Origin of the sequence: Diplocloster modestus (assembly GCF_019042245.1) — a bacterium.
In the GTDB taxonomy this organism is placed as follows: domain Bacteria; phylum Bacillota; class Clostridia; order Lachnospirales; family Lachnospiraceae; genus Diplocloster; species Diplocloster modestus.
On the sequence record NZ_JAHQCX010000015.1, the window covers coordinates 45,604 to 63,986 of the forward strand.

Below are 18,383 nucleotides of genomic sequence, written 5' to 3' on the forward strand. Positions count from 1 at the left end.
TGTTGACTGGAATAGTTCCTCTTCCGGGGAAGCAGGCTCTTTCTCCGGATAGGCCGGCATACGGGCATAGGGGGACAGGCTCTTTCTTCGGATAGGCCGGCATACGGGGACAGGCCCCTTTCTCCACGCAGCTGCCCGAAGCTATGACGTTACTGCCGAAAGATGCCAGTCTCCTCCCATTTGACTGTTTTATTGCGAAAAAAAGGATGTATGTCAATTACTGACTTACATCCTTTTTTTCAAGTACGTATAACCTTCTATATTATATAATTACAAACTGATTCAGCTTCTGGCAATGTTATACAGGCAGATTCCCAGTATCACCACCATCAGGCAGATGAACAGCCGGCTTACATGCTGGTCTTTCAGCCGCCGGTTAATCCTTCTTCCCAGAGCGGCTCCCAAGATGCCGCAGATCCCCATTCCTGCCAGGAGTAATACAGGAACCGGCGGTATGGTTCCGGTGCTCAGGGTAAGAAGCAGGCTTGAGATCTGGGAGAGACAGATGATATAGATCGAGTTCTGCGCAGCCGTCTTGGGCCCCATGGAGAAAAAATAGTATAGAACGACCAAATTCACCGGACCGCCTCCGATGCCCAGAAAAGAGGAAAGAAAACCCAATCCCAGTCCAATCAAAATACAGCTTACACGATTTTTTATCTGTAATGTCCTGATATGTTTCTGCCTGAGCGTATAGATAAGCGCTGCCAGAGTAATAAAAAACAGGAGGATGGACTGGCCCGCGGTCAGCAGGCTTGTGGAATTCACCGCTGACCTTAGATACTGAAATAAGGCTTTTCCCGCAATGCCGCCTGTGACAGCGCCGATCCCCAGGTAGGAGCTGACCGAAAAATCGATAGCCGTGTCCTTTGAGATCCTGGCTTTCACAACGGAGTAGGCAGACATGGTCAAAACAGTGCAGCCTGACAGGAAACTGATCGCAGAGACCTCCAGTGTACCAAAAGCATCCAGAACCGGTTTTATGATAATACCTCCGCCGATTCCACAGATGGAACCGGCGACTGAAGCAAAAAAACTGACGAAAAGATATAATATCTCCATCATTCACCTATTCTTTTATAACCGTCCGCATATGGCCGTCACCATCCACGTCTTCAAACCAGGCATACAGGGAATGCCTCATCACTTCCGCCTGCTGCGGATCCTTTAAAACGAGATTGTCCGCTTCTTTCCGGTCCGCCGACAGATCGTAAAGTTCTTCCTGTATGACCTCCGGCAGCACTCGGTCCGGTATCGGCCGGTCGATGACGGCCTGATATTTCTCCGGATGGTACTTGATATCCTCGTCAATGTCATATTCCCACTGAGGCAGTTCCAGATAGGATGCGACCGGCGGATGGATGAATTTCAGATCACCTCTGCGGACCGCACTGTTACAGTATTTCTCCGGCCGGTAACGGTTCCACTGCCAGTAGACAGACCGCTCCGGCAGGGAATCCCCGTAAAAAGCACTGTCTGCGTTGATCCCATCCAGCTTTAGATCCTTCGGATAATGCAGTCCGCACATGTGCATCAGGGTGGGCAGCCAGTCAATTCCATGAATCACTTCCGCAGAGCGGCTTTTCTCTGCTATTTTCCCCTTATAGACCACCACTGCCGGTACCTTGATTCCGCCTTCGTACACCCGCATTTTACTTCCCCGCAGTCCGCAGTTATAGCGCATCAGCGCAGAGTTCCCTGACTCATCTCCCAGATCCGGACCATTGTCACTGGTGAAAATAAGAATCGTGTCCTGATACAGCCCTTCTTCCTCCAACACATGGAGCACTTTTTGGATACCCGCATCCATGCATTCGATCATCCCGTAGATCGCAGCCACTTCTTCCGTAAATTTTCCCATGGAACGGTATTTTTCTACATAGGTCTCCGGCGCCATCAGCGGATAGTGCGGGCAGTTGTAGGCCAGATGCAGGAAAAACGGCCGTTCTTTGTGTTCTCTGATGTAATTCACCGCCTGTTCGCTGAACAAGTCCGTCAGATACTGTCCTTCACAGGCAACCGGCTGCCGGTTACATTCTATATGGTATTGATAATAATCACTCCATCCTCCCCGGAAACCGAAGAAATAGTCAAAGCCCCGGTTATTCGGATGATAGGCCGGATCGATGGCGCCCAGATGCCATTTACCGATCAGTCCGGTGTCGTAACCATTGGCCCGGAATACATCGGCCATGGTGGTCTCATCTGTATTCAGACGGTCCAGCCCTCTGGCTTCCAGCGTGTCCACCACGCCGGTTCGGTGGGGATACCTGCCGGTCATGATGCCGGCCCGGGCCGGGGCACACACCGGGGAAGCGCTGTAGCATTCCTCCAGTGTGCAGCCTTCTTCCACCAGACGGTCCAGAGCGGGTGTATGCACGTCCGGGTTAAACGCGCCAAAGTCTCCATAGCCCATATCATCCGCCAATATATAGATCACATTTGGTTTTTTCATTCGAAACTCCATTCCGCTACCACTATTTTTATATCCTAGTTGTGATATAGATGCTTAATTCAAAGGATTGATAATTTTCTGGATTTCCTCGGAGTCCAGGTTGTCTTTCGTCACCAGCGCTACGCCGGTGTCGATCAGCGGTTCCACTTCTTTCCCGTTCAGTGCGTCCACTGCCTTTGCGACTGCGTCATAGCCCATCTTGTAGGGGATCTGTGTGACGATGCTGGATGTGATACCGTCCTTGATCTGGGCACAGGTCTGTTCTGTGGCGTCGAAACCGATATGTGTGATTTCTCCCACTTTACCTCTCTCGGACAGAACCGTAGCCGCCGCGATGGTTCCGGTCTCGTTGTTGGTATAGATTCCCTTGATATCCGGGTTGGACGTGATCCAGTCATTGATGATAGAAATCGCTTTGTTCATGTCATTATCCATGTACTGGGTCTGGATCAGCTCCATATCCGGATAATTCTTTTCGATGTAAGCTACGGCGCCGTCACTTCTGTCTCTGTTATTCTTTACTCCTTCGGCGCTTCCCAGCACAGCATATTTTCCGGATCCACCCAGAGCCTCGCCCAAAGTCTTGCCTGCCAGTTCCCCGGCTGCGTAGTTATCGGTTGCCACATGGCAGATCGGTACATCGCTGTTGATTGTGGAATTGAATGTAATAATCTTGATTCCCTTGCTGTCCGCTTCCTCGCAGATCGGGACCAGCGCTTCGGAGTCCAGGGTAGACAGGGCGATGGCATTGGCGCCCTTCATGATCGCGCTTTCCACCAGCTGTATCTGCTGTTCATATTCGGTCTCGGTGTCACATCCGTCCACCACCACTTTGACTCCCAGATCCTTACCGGCCTGTTCCGCGCCCAGCTGGACGGTTTTCCAGAAATCCCCGGTGAAACTCTTCATAATCACTGACACATAGTAATCTCCATTGCTCTCACCGGGTGCCTGCGTTTCCTGACCTGCCCCGGTCCCACCGGCAGGTTCCGCTGATTCCTTCTGCCCTTGTGTCTGCGCCTGGGTGCCCGCCGCGGGCGCCTCTTCTTTTGCTCCGCATCCGGCCAGTAAACTGACTGCCAACATTCCACCCAATGCCACACTCCATAATTTTTTTCCCATACTGTAATGTCCTCCTTGAATTTAATTTTTAGCTTCCATTTCGGAAGTTTTTTCATTATGAGCCGCTCTTCGCGTTTCTTAATTTATCCATGTAAACCGCTCCTATTACTACCAGGCCGGTAATTACTGTCTGCCAGTTCTGTGATACGGACATCAGATTTAACCCATTCAGCAGGATGCCCATAACCAGCGCTCCCAGGATCGTTCCGCTGACCGTTCCGTGACCGCCGGTCATGGATGCTCCCCCTATGACTGACGCGGCGATCGCGTTGCATTCATAACCGGCCGCTATGGTCGGCTGTCCTGAATTCACCCTGGCCGCCAGCACGATCCCCGCGATGGCCGCCATAACTCCGCTGTAAGAATAGGCAAACATCCGGATCTTAGCCGTGTTGATCCCTGACAGCTTGGCCGCGTCCTCATTGCTGCCGACGGCGTAGATATGGCGTCCAATCACCGTTTTCTTTAAGATAAAGGCTGATATGATCCCAAGCAGCACCAGATAGATGGCCGGAAACTGAATCACCCCAAAGAGCTTTCCCTGTGCAATCTTTTTAAAAAAATCCGAGTTGGTAACATACACCGGGGACGCATCCGTAACTACCAGCGCCAGTCCCCGCAGTACCATCTGCATCCCCAGCGTAGCCACGAAAGGCGGAAGGCCCATTTTGGATACACAGAATCCATTGACTACTCCGATTACCGCGCCCAAAAGGATACACAGCAGAATCGCAACTGGAAGCGGGATACCGGCTGAGATCATCATGGCACAGACCACGCCGGCCACAGCGATCGTTGAACCGATGGAAAGATCCACCGCCTGCGATATGATTACGAATACCATTCCATAAGCGGTTATGCCCGTAACCGCGGTCTGGGTGATAATCAGCAGAAAATTATCAGTCGACAGGAAATAAGGGCTTTTAAAAGCGAAAAAGATACATAGTAAAATCAATGCCAGCAATACGGTCAGCCGCTGAAGCTGTTCATTATCCAGCGAACGGAATTTTTCTTTGATGGTTGTCATCACACTACCTCCCTTTTACGTGTATGCGTATTGGATGCCATATGCAGGATCGTCTCCTGGTCGGCTTCGTCCCTTGTCACTTCTCCTGTGATCCTTCCCTCGCACATGACGACGATCCGGTCGCTCATCCCCAGGATTTCAGGCATATCCGAGGAAATCATGATCACGCCGACGCCGCTTTCCGCAATCTTATTGATCAGCGAATAGATCTCATACCTGGCTCCCACATCGATTCCCCGGGTTGGTTCATCAAATATGATCAGGTCCGCCTGCCTGCACAGCCATCTGGCGATCAGCACCTTCTGCTGGTTGCCGCCGGACAGGAACTTGGCGATCTGCCGATCGGACGGGGTTTTGATCCGAAGTTCCCGGATCTGATCCGCCACGACCTTTCTGGCCTTCTTTTCATGAATAACGTTATAGCTGGCATAGTAGGGAAGGCTGCCGATGGTGATATTCATCCCCACCTCCATATCCAGGAAAATACCGTCCTTCTTCCGGTCCTCCGTCAGATAGAGCATCCCTCTTTTAATCGCGTCATAGGGTCTTTTGATATGCAGCTGCCGGCCATTTAAATAAAACTCTCCGGACTCCACAGGGTCGGCTCCAAAGATCGCTCTGGCAAGCTCCGTTCTGCCTGCTCCCATCAGTCCTGCCAGACCTACCACTTCCCCTCTTCGCACACAGATCCCCGCATCCTTTAACACTTTTCCGCGGCTGACATGTCTGGCCTCAAATACCACCTCTCCTGGTTTTGCCGTCCTCTTGGGATACTGCTCGGTGATACTGCGGCCTACCATCAGGGTCACCACCCCGTCGATGTCCGTGTCCTTCCAGAGCATGGAATCCACATAGGTACCGTCCCGCAGAACCGTGACCCGGTCCACGATCCGTTCGAACTCCTCCAGCCGGTGGGATATGTAGACGATTCCTTTTCCCTCGTTTCTCAGAGAACGGATGATATCGAACAGTGTGTTCACTTCATTTTCCGCCAGCGCGGAGGTGGGTTCATCCAGAACCAGGATATCGGAATCCACCGCCAGAGCTTTGGCGATCTCAACCATCTGCTTTTGCGCCACACTTAAGTTCCCGACGATTTCCGTAGTCCTTATGTCGATCGAAAGTTTCTGCATCAGCTCTTTTGCCCTCTGATGCATCCTTTTGTCATCCACCATACAGCCCGCCGCTTTTGTCGGTTCCCGGGTAATAAAAATATTCTCCGCCACATTCAAATCCGGCAGCAGATTCAGTTCCTGGTGAATGATACTGATTCCCTGTTCCTGTGCGTCCCTGGGATTCCTGGCCTGGAATTCTTTTCCTTTAAAATGTACCGTACCGCTTTCGGCTCTATAGATACCGGTCAGCACCTTCATCAGCGTGGACTTTCCGGCGCCGTTCTCACCGATCAGGGCATGTACTTCGCCGCGTCTCACGGTAAAATCCACACCGCTTAAGGCTTTCACTCCCGGAAACTCTTTACAGATATTCTTCATTTCCAGTAAGATTTCTCCCATTCTGACACCCCCTTAATTTTGTTTTGTGATCCTTTCGATAGATAAAGTTTAACATTTCCGCCCCGGCCGCCTCAATTGGGTGAATTTATGAATAGGTGTGTGATTTTATTTTTTTGTCGAATCTATGCAGTAATAGAAACCGGCCGACATATTTTTGTGTAATAATCATTATATAACAGATAATCAATCCAAAGTTTTGATAAAATTTTCCATAAAAAGATATCCTGTTCCTTGTCAAACAGTGCATGCTAGAATCTCTCAATTCAAAAAAGCCGGAAATCCCGATTCAGAATTTCCGGCTTTGTTTCAGACTCCAAAACCTGCCGCTATCATACACGTATCTAATTACATTAAGATATTTTTCCATCAAAATAACAATGCAAAACAGCATTCATAAACGCATCAATCTCCTGCTGCTTTTTTGCCATCTCATTATTCCATTCCCCTTTGGCATTATTAAAGGCTTCCAGTTGGACAATCAGATTGAGATCCCCGCCGGTAAATTCCAGAACCATATTCCACCACCGGTCTGCCAGCTCCTGGCTTAGAGCACTGTCTGCCGCCTCCCCGCGCCGTTTCAGTATAAGTGCCTCCTCCACCATCTCTTTATAAGCCTCATAAATTTTCAGACCGGCGTCAGCATCCTCCCCAAACCGGTCCCGTATATGATGCCTCAGCGGTTCGTCCATGTGTTTCCAGACCCAGTACCCCTGATTCCCGGTCTTCAGAAACCCTATAATTTCCGCGTATTTGGTAAAATCCACCTCCTGGTCAGCCAGGACCTCCTCCTCCAGTTTACTGACCGCCTGCAATGCCTCCTGCAAAGCTTCGATTTCCTCCCGGATCGCCAGCTTTTGATGTTCCAGAGCCATAGCCACGTCCTGAGGGGTATCCAGTGTAAGCAGTCTGTTCCTGATCTCCTCCAAAGAAAATCCCAGATACTTAAACGATAAGATCTGGTGGAGCTTAACAATATCCTTTGTAGAGTACAGCCTGCGCCCGCCCTCACTTTTCGCTGAAGGCTTCAGCAATCCCTCCTGATCGTAATACTGCAACGTCCGCACGGTAGTCCCCATTAAACGCGCCAATTCCCCCACCGTAAGAAATTCTTTATCCACGATTATGTTCCTCCATGATTCTTATTCAAGCCGTAAGAGCCTGCCCCCCAGCAGACGCATCAAATCAAATCATTATAATAAACCATTCTGGTACAGATCTTTTCCATTTCCACTGCATTGGTCGAAAGAATCAGCACACTTTTCCCCTGCTTCTGCAGATCATAAATATAATGAAGCAGCGGATGGCTCTGGGTCAGCTCATCGGTTAAATTAGACAGCTGCATAACCAGCAGCTCCCACCGGTACTGGGAATATCTTTTGATCATCAACTCCAGTATCTCCGAACGGTGCAGCTGTTTCAGCGGCTTTTTGCCCGGCTCTGTGTCTCCGTCTCCGAGGAACTTCCCGGTAAAATACTTTTCCAGCGACTTATTCAGGACTCCGGGAATACGGCACAGCTTATCGAAGGCCAGGATTTCCACATTATCCCGGGCGGAGAGATCCCGAAATGCGGTTCGTTCCACCGTGTCATAAAAGAGGCCGATCCCCTGTTTCAGCAAGTCTTCCAGGCTGCCGGTCATAAGCAGCTGTCCGTCCATTTCAAGTCTCCCCATTTTTTTCTTCATAAATATACCGTCGATAATACCGTCACTAACTTTTTCACCGGCTACCACCCCAAGGATTTCACCATTCCCCAGCTGTATCGTATCTGGACCGAAAGCCGCGACCGCAGGCAAGGTAATGTTGATATGGCCCGTCTGCAGGGAGGTTTTCTTCTGCAGGGGGATCAGATGCTTATAAATATTCTGGTGATACTGCCGCAGCATCGCCTCGTTGTGGATTTTATACGGCCCGTCATCCCGGTAAAACGTTCTGGCCATGCTGTTTTCGTGCATATAGTAATTTAGATCCGTTTGATCGAACAGGGGCGTATGCACACTGGAAAAATAAATCACCGCGCCGCCCTGCCGGCGGAATTTTTCAGTACAGTCCACAAGCTCCTGCTGTTTCTTTTCATCCGTAATCTCGTTTATGTGATCGATCGCGAGCAGTTTCACATGGTAAACTTCGATGGCTTTCGCCAGCTCCAGAAGATAACGCTCATATTTTGTCAGCTTGTCCACGGGAAGGTCCAAAGAGACATCCAGATGGTATTTCATCAGGATCTCTGCCGCTTCCTTCCTGCATCGGGCGTTGGATAAGATCAGCTGCCTTCCGGTCTTTTGTTTTAAAAAAAGCAGATTGTCCATCACGCTCATATTGCGGATACAGTTGCTTGCGTCGACCAGAAACGTGTAAGGATCGTTTCCGCTGGTACGGACCGCTTCCTTTAAGCTGTCATTCATCTCGATTTTCCCCTCATCCGGTGCTGTCTGAAATAGCAAAAGCTCCGTCAGCCTTCTGCGGGCCTTTGTACTGGCGCAAAGGATACCCACCTGATCGCCTTCGCAGATTACACAGTTGATATGCCGCATGACCCGGCCGGCCGAGAAAGTCTTTCCCACATCCCGGAAACGGCATAATTCAGCTTTCATGATACCTGTTCCCCTTTTTCTTTGATCGGAGGAAGCAATATTTTCACTTCCGTCCCCAGCTGCTCCAGGCTGTTGATTTCCAATCCATATTCCTCGCCATAATACAGTTTAATCCGTTTATTTACATTGATCAGCGCAATACCGCCCTTCTTCGGCCTTTCTCCTGTTATGTCCGCTGCTGGATCGCTGAATTTGTCAAGCAGCTGTTCCAGATCCGCCTGATTCATCCCTATTCCATTATCCTGGATCAGTATTTCCAGATAACGGTTGGTAAAGGTGGACCGAATATGGATAATTCCCATACCGGTCTTCGGCTCCAACCCGTGGTTAATGGAGTTTTCAACGATCGGCTGTATGATCAGCTTTGGTATCTTATATTCCATCAGCGCAGCATTGTTATAATCGCAGTCATTGATCAGATAGAACCTGTTTTCAAACCGGTATTGGATAATTTTGAAATAATTATCCAGATTATCCAGTTCTTCCTCCAGTGTGATGATGTTATTTTTCATATTAATGCTGTACCGGAAAAATTTGGCCAGCGCCTCCACCATATCGGCGGTGTCGCCAAGCCCCTCCTCCACAATATCGCCCCGGATCGCATCCAGCGCGTTGTAAAGGAAATGCGGATTAATCTGGCTTTGCAGCATATTCAGCTCCGCTTCCTTTTTTAACAGCTTCTTTTCATATTCCCGCTTTGCCAGCTCTTTTTCCCTGGAAGCTGCCTCCAAAAGTTCCGGAAATATGGTCATATCACGGTTTAACATTTCTTCCTCCAGCGTCTGAGCACTGAAGATCTGATGCAGCCGTTCCTGTGTCTTTCTGTTTTTCTTCCGGCAAATGATCAGTTCATAAAGGGTACCTGCTAACCCTATGAGATCCAACAAAAGAATGAGATAAAGACCACCCTTCACACCGCTGCCGTCTAAGCGTTTCAGTGGAAAGAGCAGCCACAGGCCAATCAGAAGGGACAAGAACAAAAGGACTCCGGTGCCTGCTAACCAGGTCAGAAATGAGCCATTCCTGTTTTTTAAATTCATGGGTATTCCTCCTACGCATTCATCCGGCGGTATTCCTGGGGTTTGATTCCCACCCGTTTGGCAAACAGCCTGCTGAAATGGCGCGCGTCAGAATAACCGCAAAGTTCAGCGATCTCCGAAATATTTTTTGTCGAATCTTTCAGCAGCCGTTTTGCATGATCAATCCGGACCTGTATCAGATAGTCTGTGATAGTGACTCCCGTCTCCTGCTTGAACAGCCCGCTGAAATAGTGATAGCTCAGATCCACCTGCGCGCATACCTCTTCCAGGGATACCGGCTCTTTATAATGTTGTTCAATATACTCGATGGCGATGGTGATCGGCTGCTTGTGCCTGCTGTTCATGGTCTCAAGATAGCCTGCCATGATCTGCGTAATGTATTCACAGACAGCCCGCTTCAACTGTTCAAGGCTGTTCAGCGCGAGGAAATATTCATTCTGAGCCGATATTTCCTCCTGTAATATTTTAATCCCGTCTTTCTTAACCTCTTCCCGGAACTGATTTAAAAGTTCCATCAGCAGAATTTCCAGCTGCCACGGGCTCTCCTTCAACTGAGGTGCCCATTCTTCAAAACTCTGTTCCAGAAATTCCCTCATCAGTCCGGTCTGGTAGTTGTGGATCATCTCATCAAACTTGTGAATCCACTGTTTCGTCAGCACGGGAGCCGCTTCCTTTAGCTGAATCCGCTCAGCTGAGACCGGTTTTGAGGTCCCGAACACCGGCTTCATCCTGGTACAGGCAAAGGCGTCCCGGACACTTTTGCTGATCCCCGAATGGCTTTCATAAAATCTGCCGACTCCCAGTATGGATTCTATTTCCGGATAGACTAACAGGGCGGACGCCCAATCCGAATGGAGCTTTAAAAACGCTTTGTTCATTTCTTCTTTTTTGCCTGCCGGGATATTATAGATACATTCGATGACATTTTTTTCTTCGATCATGGCCCAGTCATAGCACAGATCGGAAAGCAGCCGTTCGGCCATATTATATACTTTATAAGAGACCGCTGGGCTCTCCTGCGCTTCCAGCAGCCTCCGGTTCGCATGGTCCGGACAGAATATCCGGATGAGGAACGCTCCATACAGCCCCTCCCGGAACCGGAACCCATTTTGCCGGTTAAACTGCTCCAGATCTGTCTCACAGCCCCCGATCTGGTGCAGGCAGTTAAACAGGAACTGGTTCCTGGCCAGTTTCGTAAACTCTTCCTCCAGTTTCTGCTGCTTTTTACCGATATCACTTCGTTCTATCCGCTGTGACTCTTTGATTTTCAGAATTCTCGCCAGACTGCTGTTCAGATCGGAAGCGTTGATCGGTTTAATCAGGAAATCGATCACACCGCTTTTCAACGCGTCATAGGCGTAGTCAAAAACCTTGTACCCGCTGATGATAATAACGGATATCTTCTCCTGTATCTCCTGCACTTTCCTGGCGAGAACCAGACCGTCCACACCGGGCATCTTGATATCCGTAATCAGGATATCCGGATGCAGCTCCCTGACTTTTTTCAGCGCTTCCTCGCCGTCGTACGCTTCTCCCGCGTATTCCAATCCCAGGTTTTCCCAATCCACAAGGTTTTTTACCAGTTTCACTACCCGCTTTTCATCGTCCGCGATTAATACCTTGTACTTCTCTTCCATTGGATAAAGCCTCTCTTCCTTCTTCTGCCCTTCCTCATAGAATTTCCATAAAGGGAAGCTCTATGCACATGTCTTATCATTCAAATGGATATTTCATCCCCAGTTTCGCCCGGATCGCATCCATCAGCTCCATGATCCTCAAGGTCTCCTGAAGCGGCATGAGAGGCGATTCCAGTAGCCCTTCCCGAAGGCAGCGGCAAGTCTCTTGGATCTCGTATTCATATCCGCGGATTCCGGCTTCCTTTTCGTAAACAGCCGTTATTTCCTTTTGTTTGTTATAAACCGTCATCTTTTTCCAGTGATTGAATTCATCAATGAGGATCAGCCCCTGCTGTCCGCTGATCAGCCCCTGGGTCATAAGCATGGACTCCATGGAACAATGCAGTACCGCCATACTTCCGTTCTTATAACGCAGGGTAATGCTGTCCTGGAGATCCACTCCTTTCTCCGACATTTTGGCAACAACGTCAAAGCCTTCCACCTGGTCCCCCAGCACCATCGATGCAAACGTAAGAGCGTATACCCCCATATCCAGCAGTGCGCCTCCGGCCAGCTTAGGTTCGTCCAACCGGGCCCAGCCGCGCAGATTATTGCCAAGGGAAGCTTCCACCGACTCCACCTGCCCGATCGCGCCGCCGGCCAGCAGTTCCCGCAAGGTTTGAAGCTGCGGGAAATACCTGGTCCATATCGCTTCCATCAGAAGTACGCCCTGCGCTTTGGCCATTTCGATAATTTCCCTTGCCTGGCCTGCGTTGGCGGTAAATGCCTTCTCACACAGGATATTTTTCCCGTGGGCCAGACACAGCTTCATATGCTCATAGTGATGGGAATGGGGCGTAGCGATGTAGATCAGATCCAGGCCGTCATCTGCCGCCAGCTCTTCGTAACTGCCATATGCTTTCTCAAATCCATACTTCGCGGCAAACTCTTTCGCCCGATCATAATCCCTTGCCGCCACCGCTGTGACCGCCGCCTCATCCATGCGCCCGATCACAGCCGTCAGAGTATTTGCGATACCGCCTGCCCCTAAAATTCCTATCCTGATTTTTTCCATAGAAAATCTCCTTCTCCTATTATAGATTTTAGTGTCGCCCTCTTTTTTGCTATGTGCGTTGCTATTCTTTATACATCATATGACAGCCCTTAAGCCGTCCGCAAGTCTTTTTTTCATAAAAGCGGTTGAATCGACAGAAAGAATTCTATATAATGGAAATGTTGAGTAAAGAAATGAACATTCGAGGAGAGAGATTGATGAGAACAGGTTTTGACAATGAGAAATATGTAAAATTACAGTCCGAGCATATCAGAGAGCGGATTTCGTCTGCGGGAAATAAACTGTACCTGGAATTCGGCGGAAAGCTTTTTGACGACTTTCATGCTTCGAGAGTGCTGCCCGGCTTCAAACCTGACAGTAAGATTAAGATGTTGATGCAGATGAAAGATCAGGCAGAGATCCTCATCGTCATCAACGCTTCCGATATTGAGAAGAACAAAGTCCGCGGAGATCTTGGAATCACCTACGATTCCGATGTACTCCGTCTGATCGATGCCTTTCACAGCATCGGATTGTATGTGGGAAGTGTCGTAATCGCCCAGTTCGCGGGCCAGAGCGCCGCGGAAACCTTCCAGAAACGGCTGGAGTCCCAGGGGATCAAAGTATATCTGCACTATCCGATTCCCGGTTATCCCACCAATATCCCGCTGATCGTAAGCGATGAGGGTTATGGGAAAAACCAATATATCGAAACCACAAAACCCCTGGTCGTGGTGACCGCTCCGGGTCCTGGCAGCGGTAAGATGGCCGTCTGCCTGTCCCAGCTCTACCATGAGTATAAAAGAGGCATCAAAGCCGGTTATTCCAAGTTCGAGACCTTCCCGATCTGGAACCTGCCGCTCAAGCATCCGGTCAATCTGGCCTACGAGGCCGCCACTGCCGACCTGAACGATGTGAATATGATTGACCCGTTCCATCTGGAGGCCTACGGTAAAACCACCGTCAATTATAACCGGGACGTGGAGATCTTTCCGGTTCTGAACGCGATTCTGACCAGGATCCTGGGTGAGAGCCCCTACAAATCCCCCACCGACATGGGTGTCAACATGGTGGGCAACTGTATTACTGACGACGACGCGGTTCAGGACGCCGCCCGCCAGGAGATCATCCGCCGCTATTACACAGCCCTCTACGAAAAACAGCAGGGGCTGGTAGACGATGAACAGATCTACCGCTTTGAGCTGCTGATGAATCAGGCCAACACCAGCATCGAAGACCGCCGGGTGGTAAACGCTGCTTTAACCCGCTCCGAGGAGACGGACCAATTGCCCGCCGCCGCTATTGAGCTGACGGACGGCAGAATTATCACCGGCAAGACCACTTCTTTGCTGGGAGCTTCTTCCGCCGTCTTGTTAAATGCCCTCAAGGCCCTGGCCGGAATCGATCACGATGAGCACCTGATCTCCCCCACCATCCTGGAGCCGATCCAGCACTTAAAAGTCGACCACCTGGGCAACCGGAATCCCAGGCTTCACACAGACGAGACCCTGATCGCGCTCTCCATCAGCGCCGCCACGAATCCTCACGCGGAGCAGGCCATGGCCGAGCTTGAAAATCTCCGGGGCTGCGAGGTCCATTCTTCGGTCATCCTGGCTCAGGTCGATGTGAACACCTTTAAGAAGCTGGGTGTGAACCTGACTTTTGAGCCTCGGTATCAGACGAATACTTTGTATCATAAGTAACCGGGGCCGGAAGGCGGGGGAGGCGCTCCAAAGGCAGCGGAACCCAAACCGCTTGAGGGCAGATCTTAGAATGGGTTACGTAGAAGGAGGAAGAACCTGGCAGGACCCGGGGGCGTGTCTGAGCCGAATGGCGAGTTTGCCCCCGGGTTCTGCTAATAAGAGGTTCTTCCTCCTTCGTAGTTACCCATTCTTAGATCTGTCCGAAGCGGTTTGGGTTCCGCTGCCTTTGGAGCGCCCCCTCCGGAATCCGCCCTTCGGTCCGCCAGACTCCCGGTCCCAGTCCCCCAGGCCCCGGCTCCCCAGGCTTAGTCCTCCTTAACAGCGACAGCCTCGATCTCCACCAGGCCTCCCTTGGGAAGGGCCGCTACCTGTACGCAGGAACGGGCGGGGGTGTCTCCTTCAAAATAGTTCGCGTAGATTGCGTTGACTGCGGCGAAATCACCTATGTTATCCAGGAATACTACGGTTTTAACAACGTTTTTTAAGGAAAGACCGGATGCTTCCAATACTGCTTTCAGGTTTTCCAGGGCCTGGGTAGTCTGCGCTTCCACTCCTTCTTTTAGTTCTCCGGATACGGGGTCAAGGCCCAGTTGTCCTGAGGTGAATAATACATCGCCTGCCATTACGGCATGGGAATAAGGTCCTACTGCTGCGGGTGCTTTCTGTGCGGTGATTACCGATTTTTTCATAATTCAATCTTCCTCTCTTTTTAGCTGAGTTATCTAGCATATATTATGGGGACATGCCCGTTTCAGACATGCCCTCCATCCTACTTTTTCGGCTTTCGATAGAACGTGTCGTCTAAGGGGAGCTTGGTTCGAAACGTCCCATCTAACCGATAGTAAGCATTCTGACAGGCCGGTGCGGTGGGGACACTGCATATTTCACCAATCCCCTTGGCACCGTAGGCCATTTCGGCAGGATTGCCGGAATTGACGAAGATCACTTCCACCGGCGGTACATCGGTGGCCCGAAGCAGTCCGAGCCGGCCGTATTTGAGGATGGGATACCCGCCTTCCACCGGGAAATCTTCGGTCAGGCCATATCCTAATCCCATGACTACTCCGCCTTCGATCTGGCCTTGTGCCGACTGCGGATTGATCACGGTTCCTGCGTCGTGTGCGGCAACTACTTTTTCCATCTTCCCCTCTTCATTCAGGATTACCACCTGGGTCGCGTATCCATAGGCCACATGGCTGACCGGGTTGGGTTTCTCAGATCCCATCGGATCGGTTTTGCCCAGGTATTCTCCCGTGAAGAGCCTGCCTTCTAAGGCTTCCAGGGAACCGGCTGTCTCAAGCGCTTCTTTTAATTTGAGCGCAGCCCTTCTGGCTGCCTCTCCCATAAAGAGTGTCTGCCTGGACGCGGTGCTGGTACCGGAATCCGGGGTTCTTGCGGTATTGCCCCGCTCATATACGGTCAGGGAAGGTTTGATTCCCAAGGTCTGGCAGACGATGTGGGTCGCGGTAGTTCCGATCCCCTGGCCCATACAGGCGGCCGAGGTCAGGATATGCACATGGCCGTCCCGGATCTCCAGGTTGCATCTGCCGGTATCGGGAATGCCTACGCCCACGCCGCTGTTTTTCATACAGCTGGCGATTCCGGCGTAAGGGCTGGATTCGTAGATTTCTTTTACCGCTTCCAGAGTCTCCAAAAGGGCAGTGTCGGGAGTGGCGATCTGGCCGTTGGGCAGTACCTGCCCGGGACGGATCGCATTCCGGTAACGGATCTCCCAGGGGGTGATCCCGGCCAGCTCCGCCAGCTCATTGATGTTGCATTCGGTGGCAAAACAGCTCTGGGTCACGCCAAAGCCCCGATAGGCTCCGGCCGGTATATTATTCGTATAGACACCGTAGCCTGTGATGTCCACATCGTGATAGTTATAGGGTCCGGCCGCATGGGTACAGGCCCTCTGCAGGACCGGTCCGCCCAGGGACGCGTAGGCGCCTGTGTCTGAATAGATGACGGCCTTCATTCCGGTCAGATATCCGTTTTCATCGCAGGCCGTGGTGAATTCCATCTCCATAGCGTGGCGCTTCACGTGGCAGCGGATGCTCTCTTCTCTGCTGAATTTTACTTTTACCGGACGTCCGGTAAGCCAGGCCGCCAACGCGGCGTGGTGCTGGACACTCATGTCTTCTTTTCCGCCAAATCCGCCGCCCACCAGCTTTGTCTCACTGATTACTTTTTCCACGGGCAGATTCAATATATGGGCGATCTCATGCTGCTCATCATAGATGGACTGGGAGGCTGTGTACAGATGCAGCTCTTCCCCCTGCCGGAAGGCGATCGCACACTCCGGCTCCATGAACGCGTGGTCGGTAAACGGTACCTGATATACGTGGGAAACGACGTATTTGGACCCGGCGATCGCCGCATCCGCGTCTCCTCGTTTCAGCACTTCCTTTGTCAGCAGGTTTCCGCTCTCGTGGATCTTCGGCGCATCTTCTTTGAGCGCGTCTCTTGGCGAGGTTACCGGAGGCAGCTCCGTATCATCCACCTCGATCAGATCCAGGATTTCATCCAGCGTTTCCTTATGCTCCGATACCACCAGTGCCAGCGCATCCCCGATATAGCGGGTAATATCGCCCTCCGCGATCATGACGTCCCAGTCTTTTTTCAGATGGCCGTGTTTATTATTCGGCACATCTTTTGCTGTGTAGACCGCGACACAATCCGGGTGTGCCTCCGCCTTTGACAGGTCAATTTTATTGATTCTGGCTCTCGGGTATCTGCTTCTTAACGCTTTGGCGTATACCATATCCGGCAGTACGATGTCATCCACAAACTGGCCCGTGCCCAATACTTTTTCTCTGGCATCCACGCGGGGAAACCGCTCGCTGACCAGCAGATGGTCCGGTTCCTTCTGCGGTATCTCACGGTTTTCCCGGAAATATTCCGCAGCCATAAGGATCGCGTCCTCGATCTTCTGGTAGCCGGTACACCGGCAGATATTCCCGCGGATTGCTTTTTTGACATCTTCCCGGCTGGGCGTGAGCGTCTCATCCAGCAGCACCTTCGCGGATATTACCATGCCCGGTATGCAGAAACCGCACTGCACCGCTCCGGCCTCCGCGAAACAATAGGCATAGACCTCTTTTTCCCGGCTGCTTAAGCCCTCCACCGTGGTAATGCATTTTCCGTCCATTTTCGAGAGCTTCTGCACACAGGCCTTGACCTTCCTGCCATCCGCGATAATGGTACAGGCGCCGCATGCCCCCTCACCGCAGCCCTCCTTTACGGAGGTCAGCCGAAGTTCATCACGCAGATAGTCGATCAGGCGGATATCTTTATCACTTTGACATTCCTTTCCATTTACAATAAATCGAAACATTTTCATGCTCCTTTCCTTAGATCTGCCTTGTATTTTAAGGCATCCAGGTATACCCGAAGGGTGTTTCCTTAGATCTGCCTTGTACTTCAAGGCATCCAGGTATACCCGAAGGGTGTTTCATTAGATCTGCCTTGCCTTTCGCAATATGGCTTCCAGCACACCGCCCCCGATGGCCCTGGCCTTATCTGAAATGGTAAAGCAATACTCTCTCTCGCATCTGGCGTCGATGTCGCCGCATTTCATCCCTTCTGTGACCAGGACACCCGCCTGCAGCATGCCCCGCACCATACCGGACATCTGTGCCCGGATAGGAACGCCGCCGCTGCTGGCGACCACCTGCCCTTCCTTTACGGTATCCCCGATCGAAACCACAGGCTTAAATGGCCCGCCAGACTCCGCCCGGATCAGCCGCTCGGACGTATAGCCGGCTACTTCACCGGGTATTCCCGTATTTGGTATTGCACTTCCCCGTTCGATCACCCTTCCAAGATAGTGACCCCTTTTTGTCTCCACTACCAGATGGCAGTCCTCCCCTGCCGTAAACCCTGGCCCGACTCCGATCACCAGCGCCGCGTCGTCTATCCGGGTTCCCAGGTTCTTTTTTGCCAGTATGGCATCCACCACCACGTCCGGCTGCCAGGTCTCTTTGATCTCCGCTTCCGGATCTGCCAGCACAGCGATGTCTCCCTCTTTCACGATCTGCCGCACCTCTTCGCTCCCTGCTGCAAAGACGGCCAAGAGCCCCTCAACTCTTGCCTCGCCTTCATATACCGCGCGGGAAAATGCCACGGTGCGCCGTACCGTAGTCGGCACGGCGATCTCCGTCATACAGATATCAAAACCGCAGCGCTTCAGCCTCCATGCAATTCCGGTTGCCAGATCCCCGGCTCCCTTAATCAAGATCTTCATATCGCGTCATTCCTTC

General features: G+C 51.3%; 14 protein-coding genes. 1 reads left to right on the top strand and 13 read right to left on the bottom strand.

Going from position 1 to position 18,383, the window contains the following annotated elements:
• Positions 1–282 precede the first annotated feature (282 nt).
• The 10 genes from KTH90_RS18325 to KTH90_RS18370 all read right to left on the bottom strand — a co-directional run bounded on the left by KTH90_RS18325 (position 283) and on the right by KTH90_RS18370 (position 12,442).
• Positions 283–1,065, bottom strand: coding sequence for a sulfite exporter TauE/SafE family protein (locus tag KTH90_RS18325; protein WP_238727234.1), 783 nt, complete (start codon positions 1,063–1,065; stop codon positions 283–285).
• Between the two features lie 4 nt (positions 1,066–1,069).
• On the bottom strand, positions 1,070–2,455 hold the full coding sequence (locus tag KTH90_RS18330) for a sulfatase-like hydrolase/transferase (protein WP_238727235.1): 1,386 nt from the start codon (positions 2,453–2,455) through the stop codon (positions 1,070–1,072).
• 54 nt (positions 2,456–2,509) lie between these two features.
• The gene (locus tag KTH90_RS18335; protein WP_238727236.1) at positions 2,510–3,577 is read right to left on the bottom strand and encodes an ABC transporter substrate-binding protein; all 1,068 of its coding nucleotides are present in this window, start codon (positions 3,575–3,577) and stop codon (positions 2,510–2,512) included.
• 55 nt (positions 3,578–3,632) lie between these two features.
• Complete coding sequence (locus KTH90_RS18340) at positions 3,633–4,604, bottom strand: ABC transporter permease (protein ID WP_158354294.1); 972 nt, start codon at positions 4,602–4,604, stop codon at positions 3,633–3,635.
• On the bottom strand, positions 4,604–6,118 hold the full coding sequence (locus KTH90_RS18345) for a sugar ABC transporter ATP-binding protein (protein ID WP_158354293.1): 1,515 nt from the start codon (positions 6,116–6,118) through the stop codon (positions 4,604–4,606). Before KTH90_RS18345 ends, KTH90_RS18340 begins: the two co-directional genes overlap by 1 nt.
• 350 nt (positions 6,119–6,468) lie before the next feature.
• Positions 6,469–7,236 carry a MerR family transcriptional regulator gene (locus tag KTH90_RS18350; protein ID WP_158354292.1) on the bottom strand — a complete coding sequence of 256 codons (768 nt, stop codon included), beginning with the start codon at positions 7,234–7,236 and terminating at the stop codon, positions 6,469–6,471.
• 59 nt (positions 7,237–7,295) lie between these two features.
• The gene (locus tag KTH90_RS18355) at positions 7,296–8,711 is read right to left on the bottom strand and encodes a sugar ABC transporter ATP-binding protein (RefSeq protein WP_158354291.1); all 1,416 of its coding nucleotides are present in this window, start codon (positions 8,709–8,711) and stop codon (positions 7,296–7,298) included.
• A complete protein-coding gene (locus KTH90_RS18360) occupies positions 8,708–9,751 on the bottom strand; it encodes a sensor histidine kinase (RefSeq protein ID WP_158354290.1) in 1,044 nt (347 codons plus the stop codon). Before KTH90_RS18360 ends, KTH90_RS18355 begins: the two co-directional genes overlap by 4 nt.
• Before the next feature lie 11 nt (positions 9,752–9,762).
• A complete protein-coding gene (locus tag KTH90_RS18365; RefSeq protein ID WP_158354289.1) occupies positions 9,763–11,388 on the bottom strand; it encodes a response regulator in 1,626 nt (541 codons plus the stop codon).
• A gap of 76 nt (positions 11,389–11,464) precedes the next feature.
• Entirely contained in the window at positions 11,465–12,442 is a 978-nt protein-coding gene (locus tag KTH90_RS18370) for a Gfo/Idh/MocA family protein (RefSeq protein ID WP_238727237.1), read from the bottom strand.
• Positions 12,443–12,639: 197 nt separating this feature from the next.
• Between KTH90_RS18370 and KTH90_RS18375 the strand changes: the two genes are divergently transcribed.
• Positions 12,640–14,124, top strand: coding sequence for a DUF1846 domain-containing protein (locus tag KTH90_RS18375; protein WP_158354288.1), 1,485 nt, complete (start codon positions 12,640–12,642; stop codon positions 14,122–14,124).
• A 305-nt stretch (positions 14,125–14,429) separates the two neighbouring features.
• Here the strand turns inward: KTH90_RS18375 and KTH90_RS18380 are convergent, their stop codons facing one another.
• The 3 genes from KTH90_RS18380 to yqeB form a co-directional block, all read right to left on the bottom strand.
• Entirely contained in the window at positions 14,430–14,813 is a 384-nt protein-coding gene (locus tag KTH90_RS18380; protein WP_158354287.1) for a RidA family protein, read from the bottom strand.
• A gap of 80 nt (positions 14,814–14,893) precedes the next feature.
• Positions 14,894–17,458 (bottom strand): selenium-dependent xanthine dehydrogenase, encoded by a 2,565-nt coding sequence (xdh, locus tag KTH90_RS18385; protein ID WP_158354286.1) that lies wholly within the window; start codon positions 17,456–17,458, stop codon positions 14,894–14,896.
• 120 nt (positions 17,459–17,578) lie between these two features.
• Complete coding sequence (yqeB, locus tag KTH90_RS18390; protein ID WP_158354285.1) at positions 17,579–18,367, bottom strand: selenium-dependent molybdenum cofactor biosynthesis protein YqeB; 789 nt, start codon at positions 18,365–18,367, stop codon at positions 17,579–17,581.
• Positions 18,368–18,383: the final 16 nt, after the last annotated feature.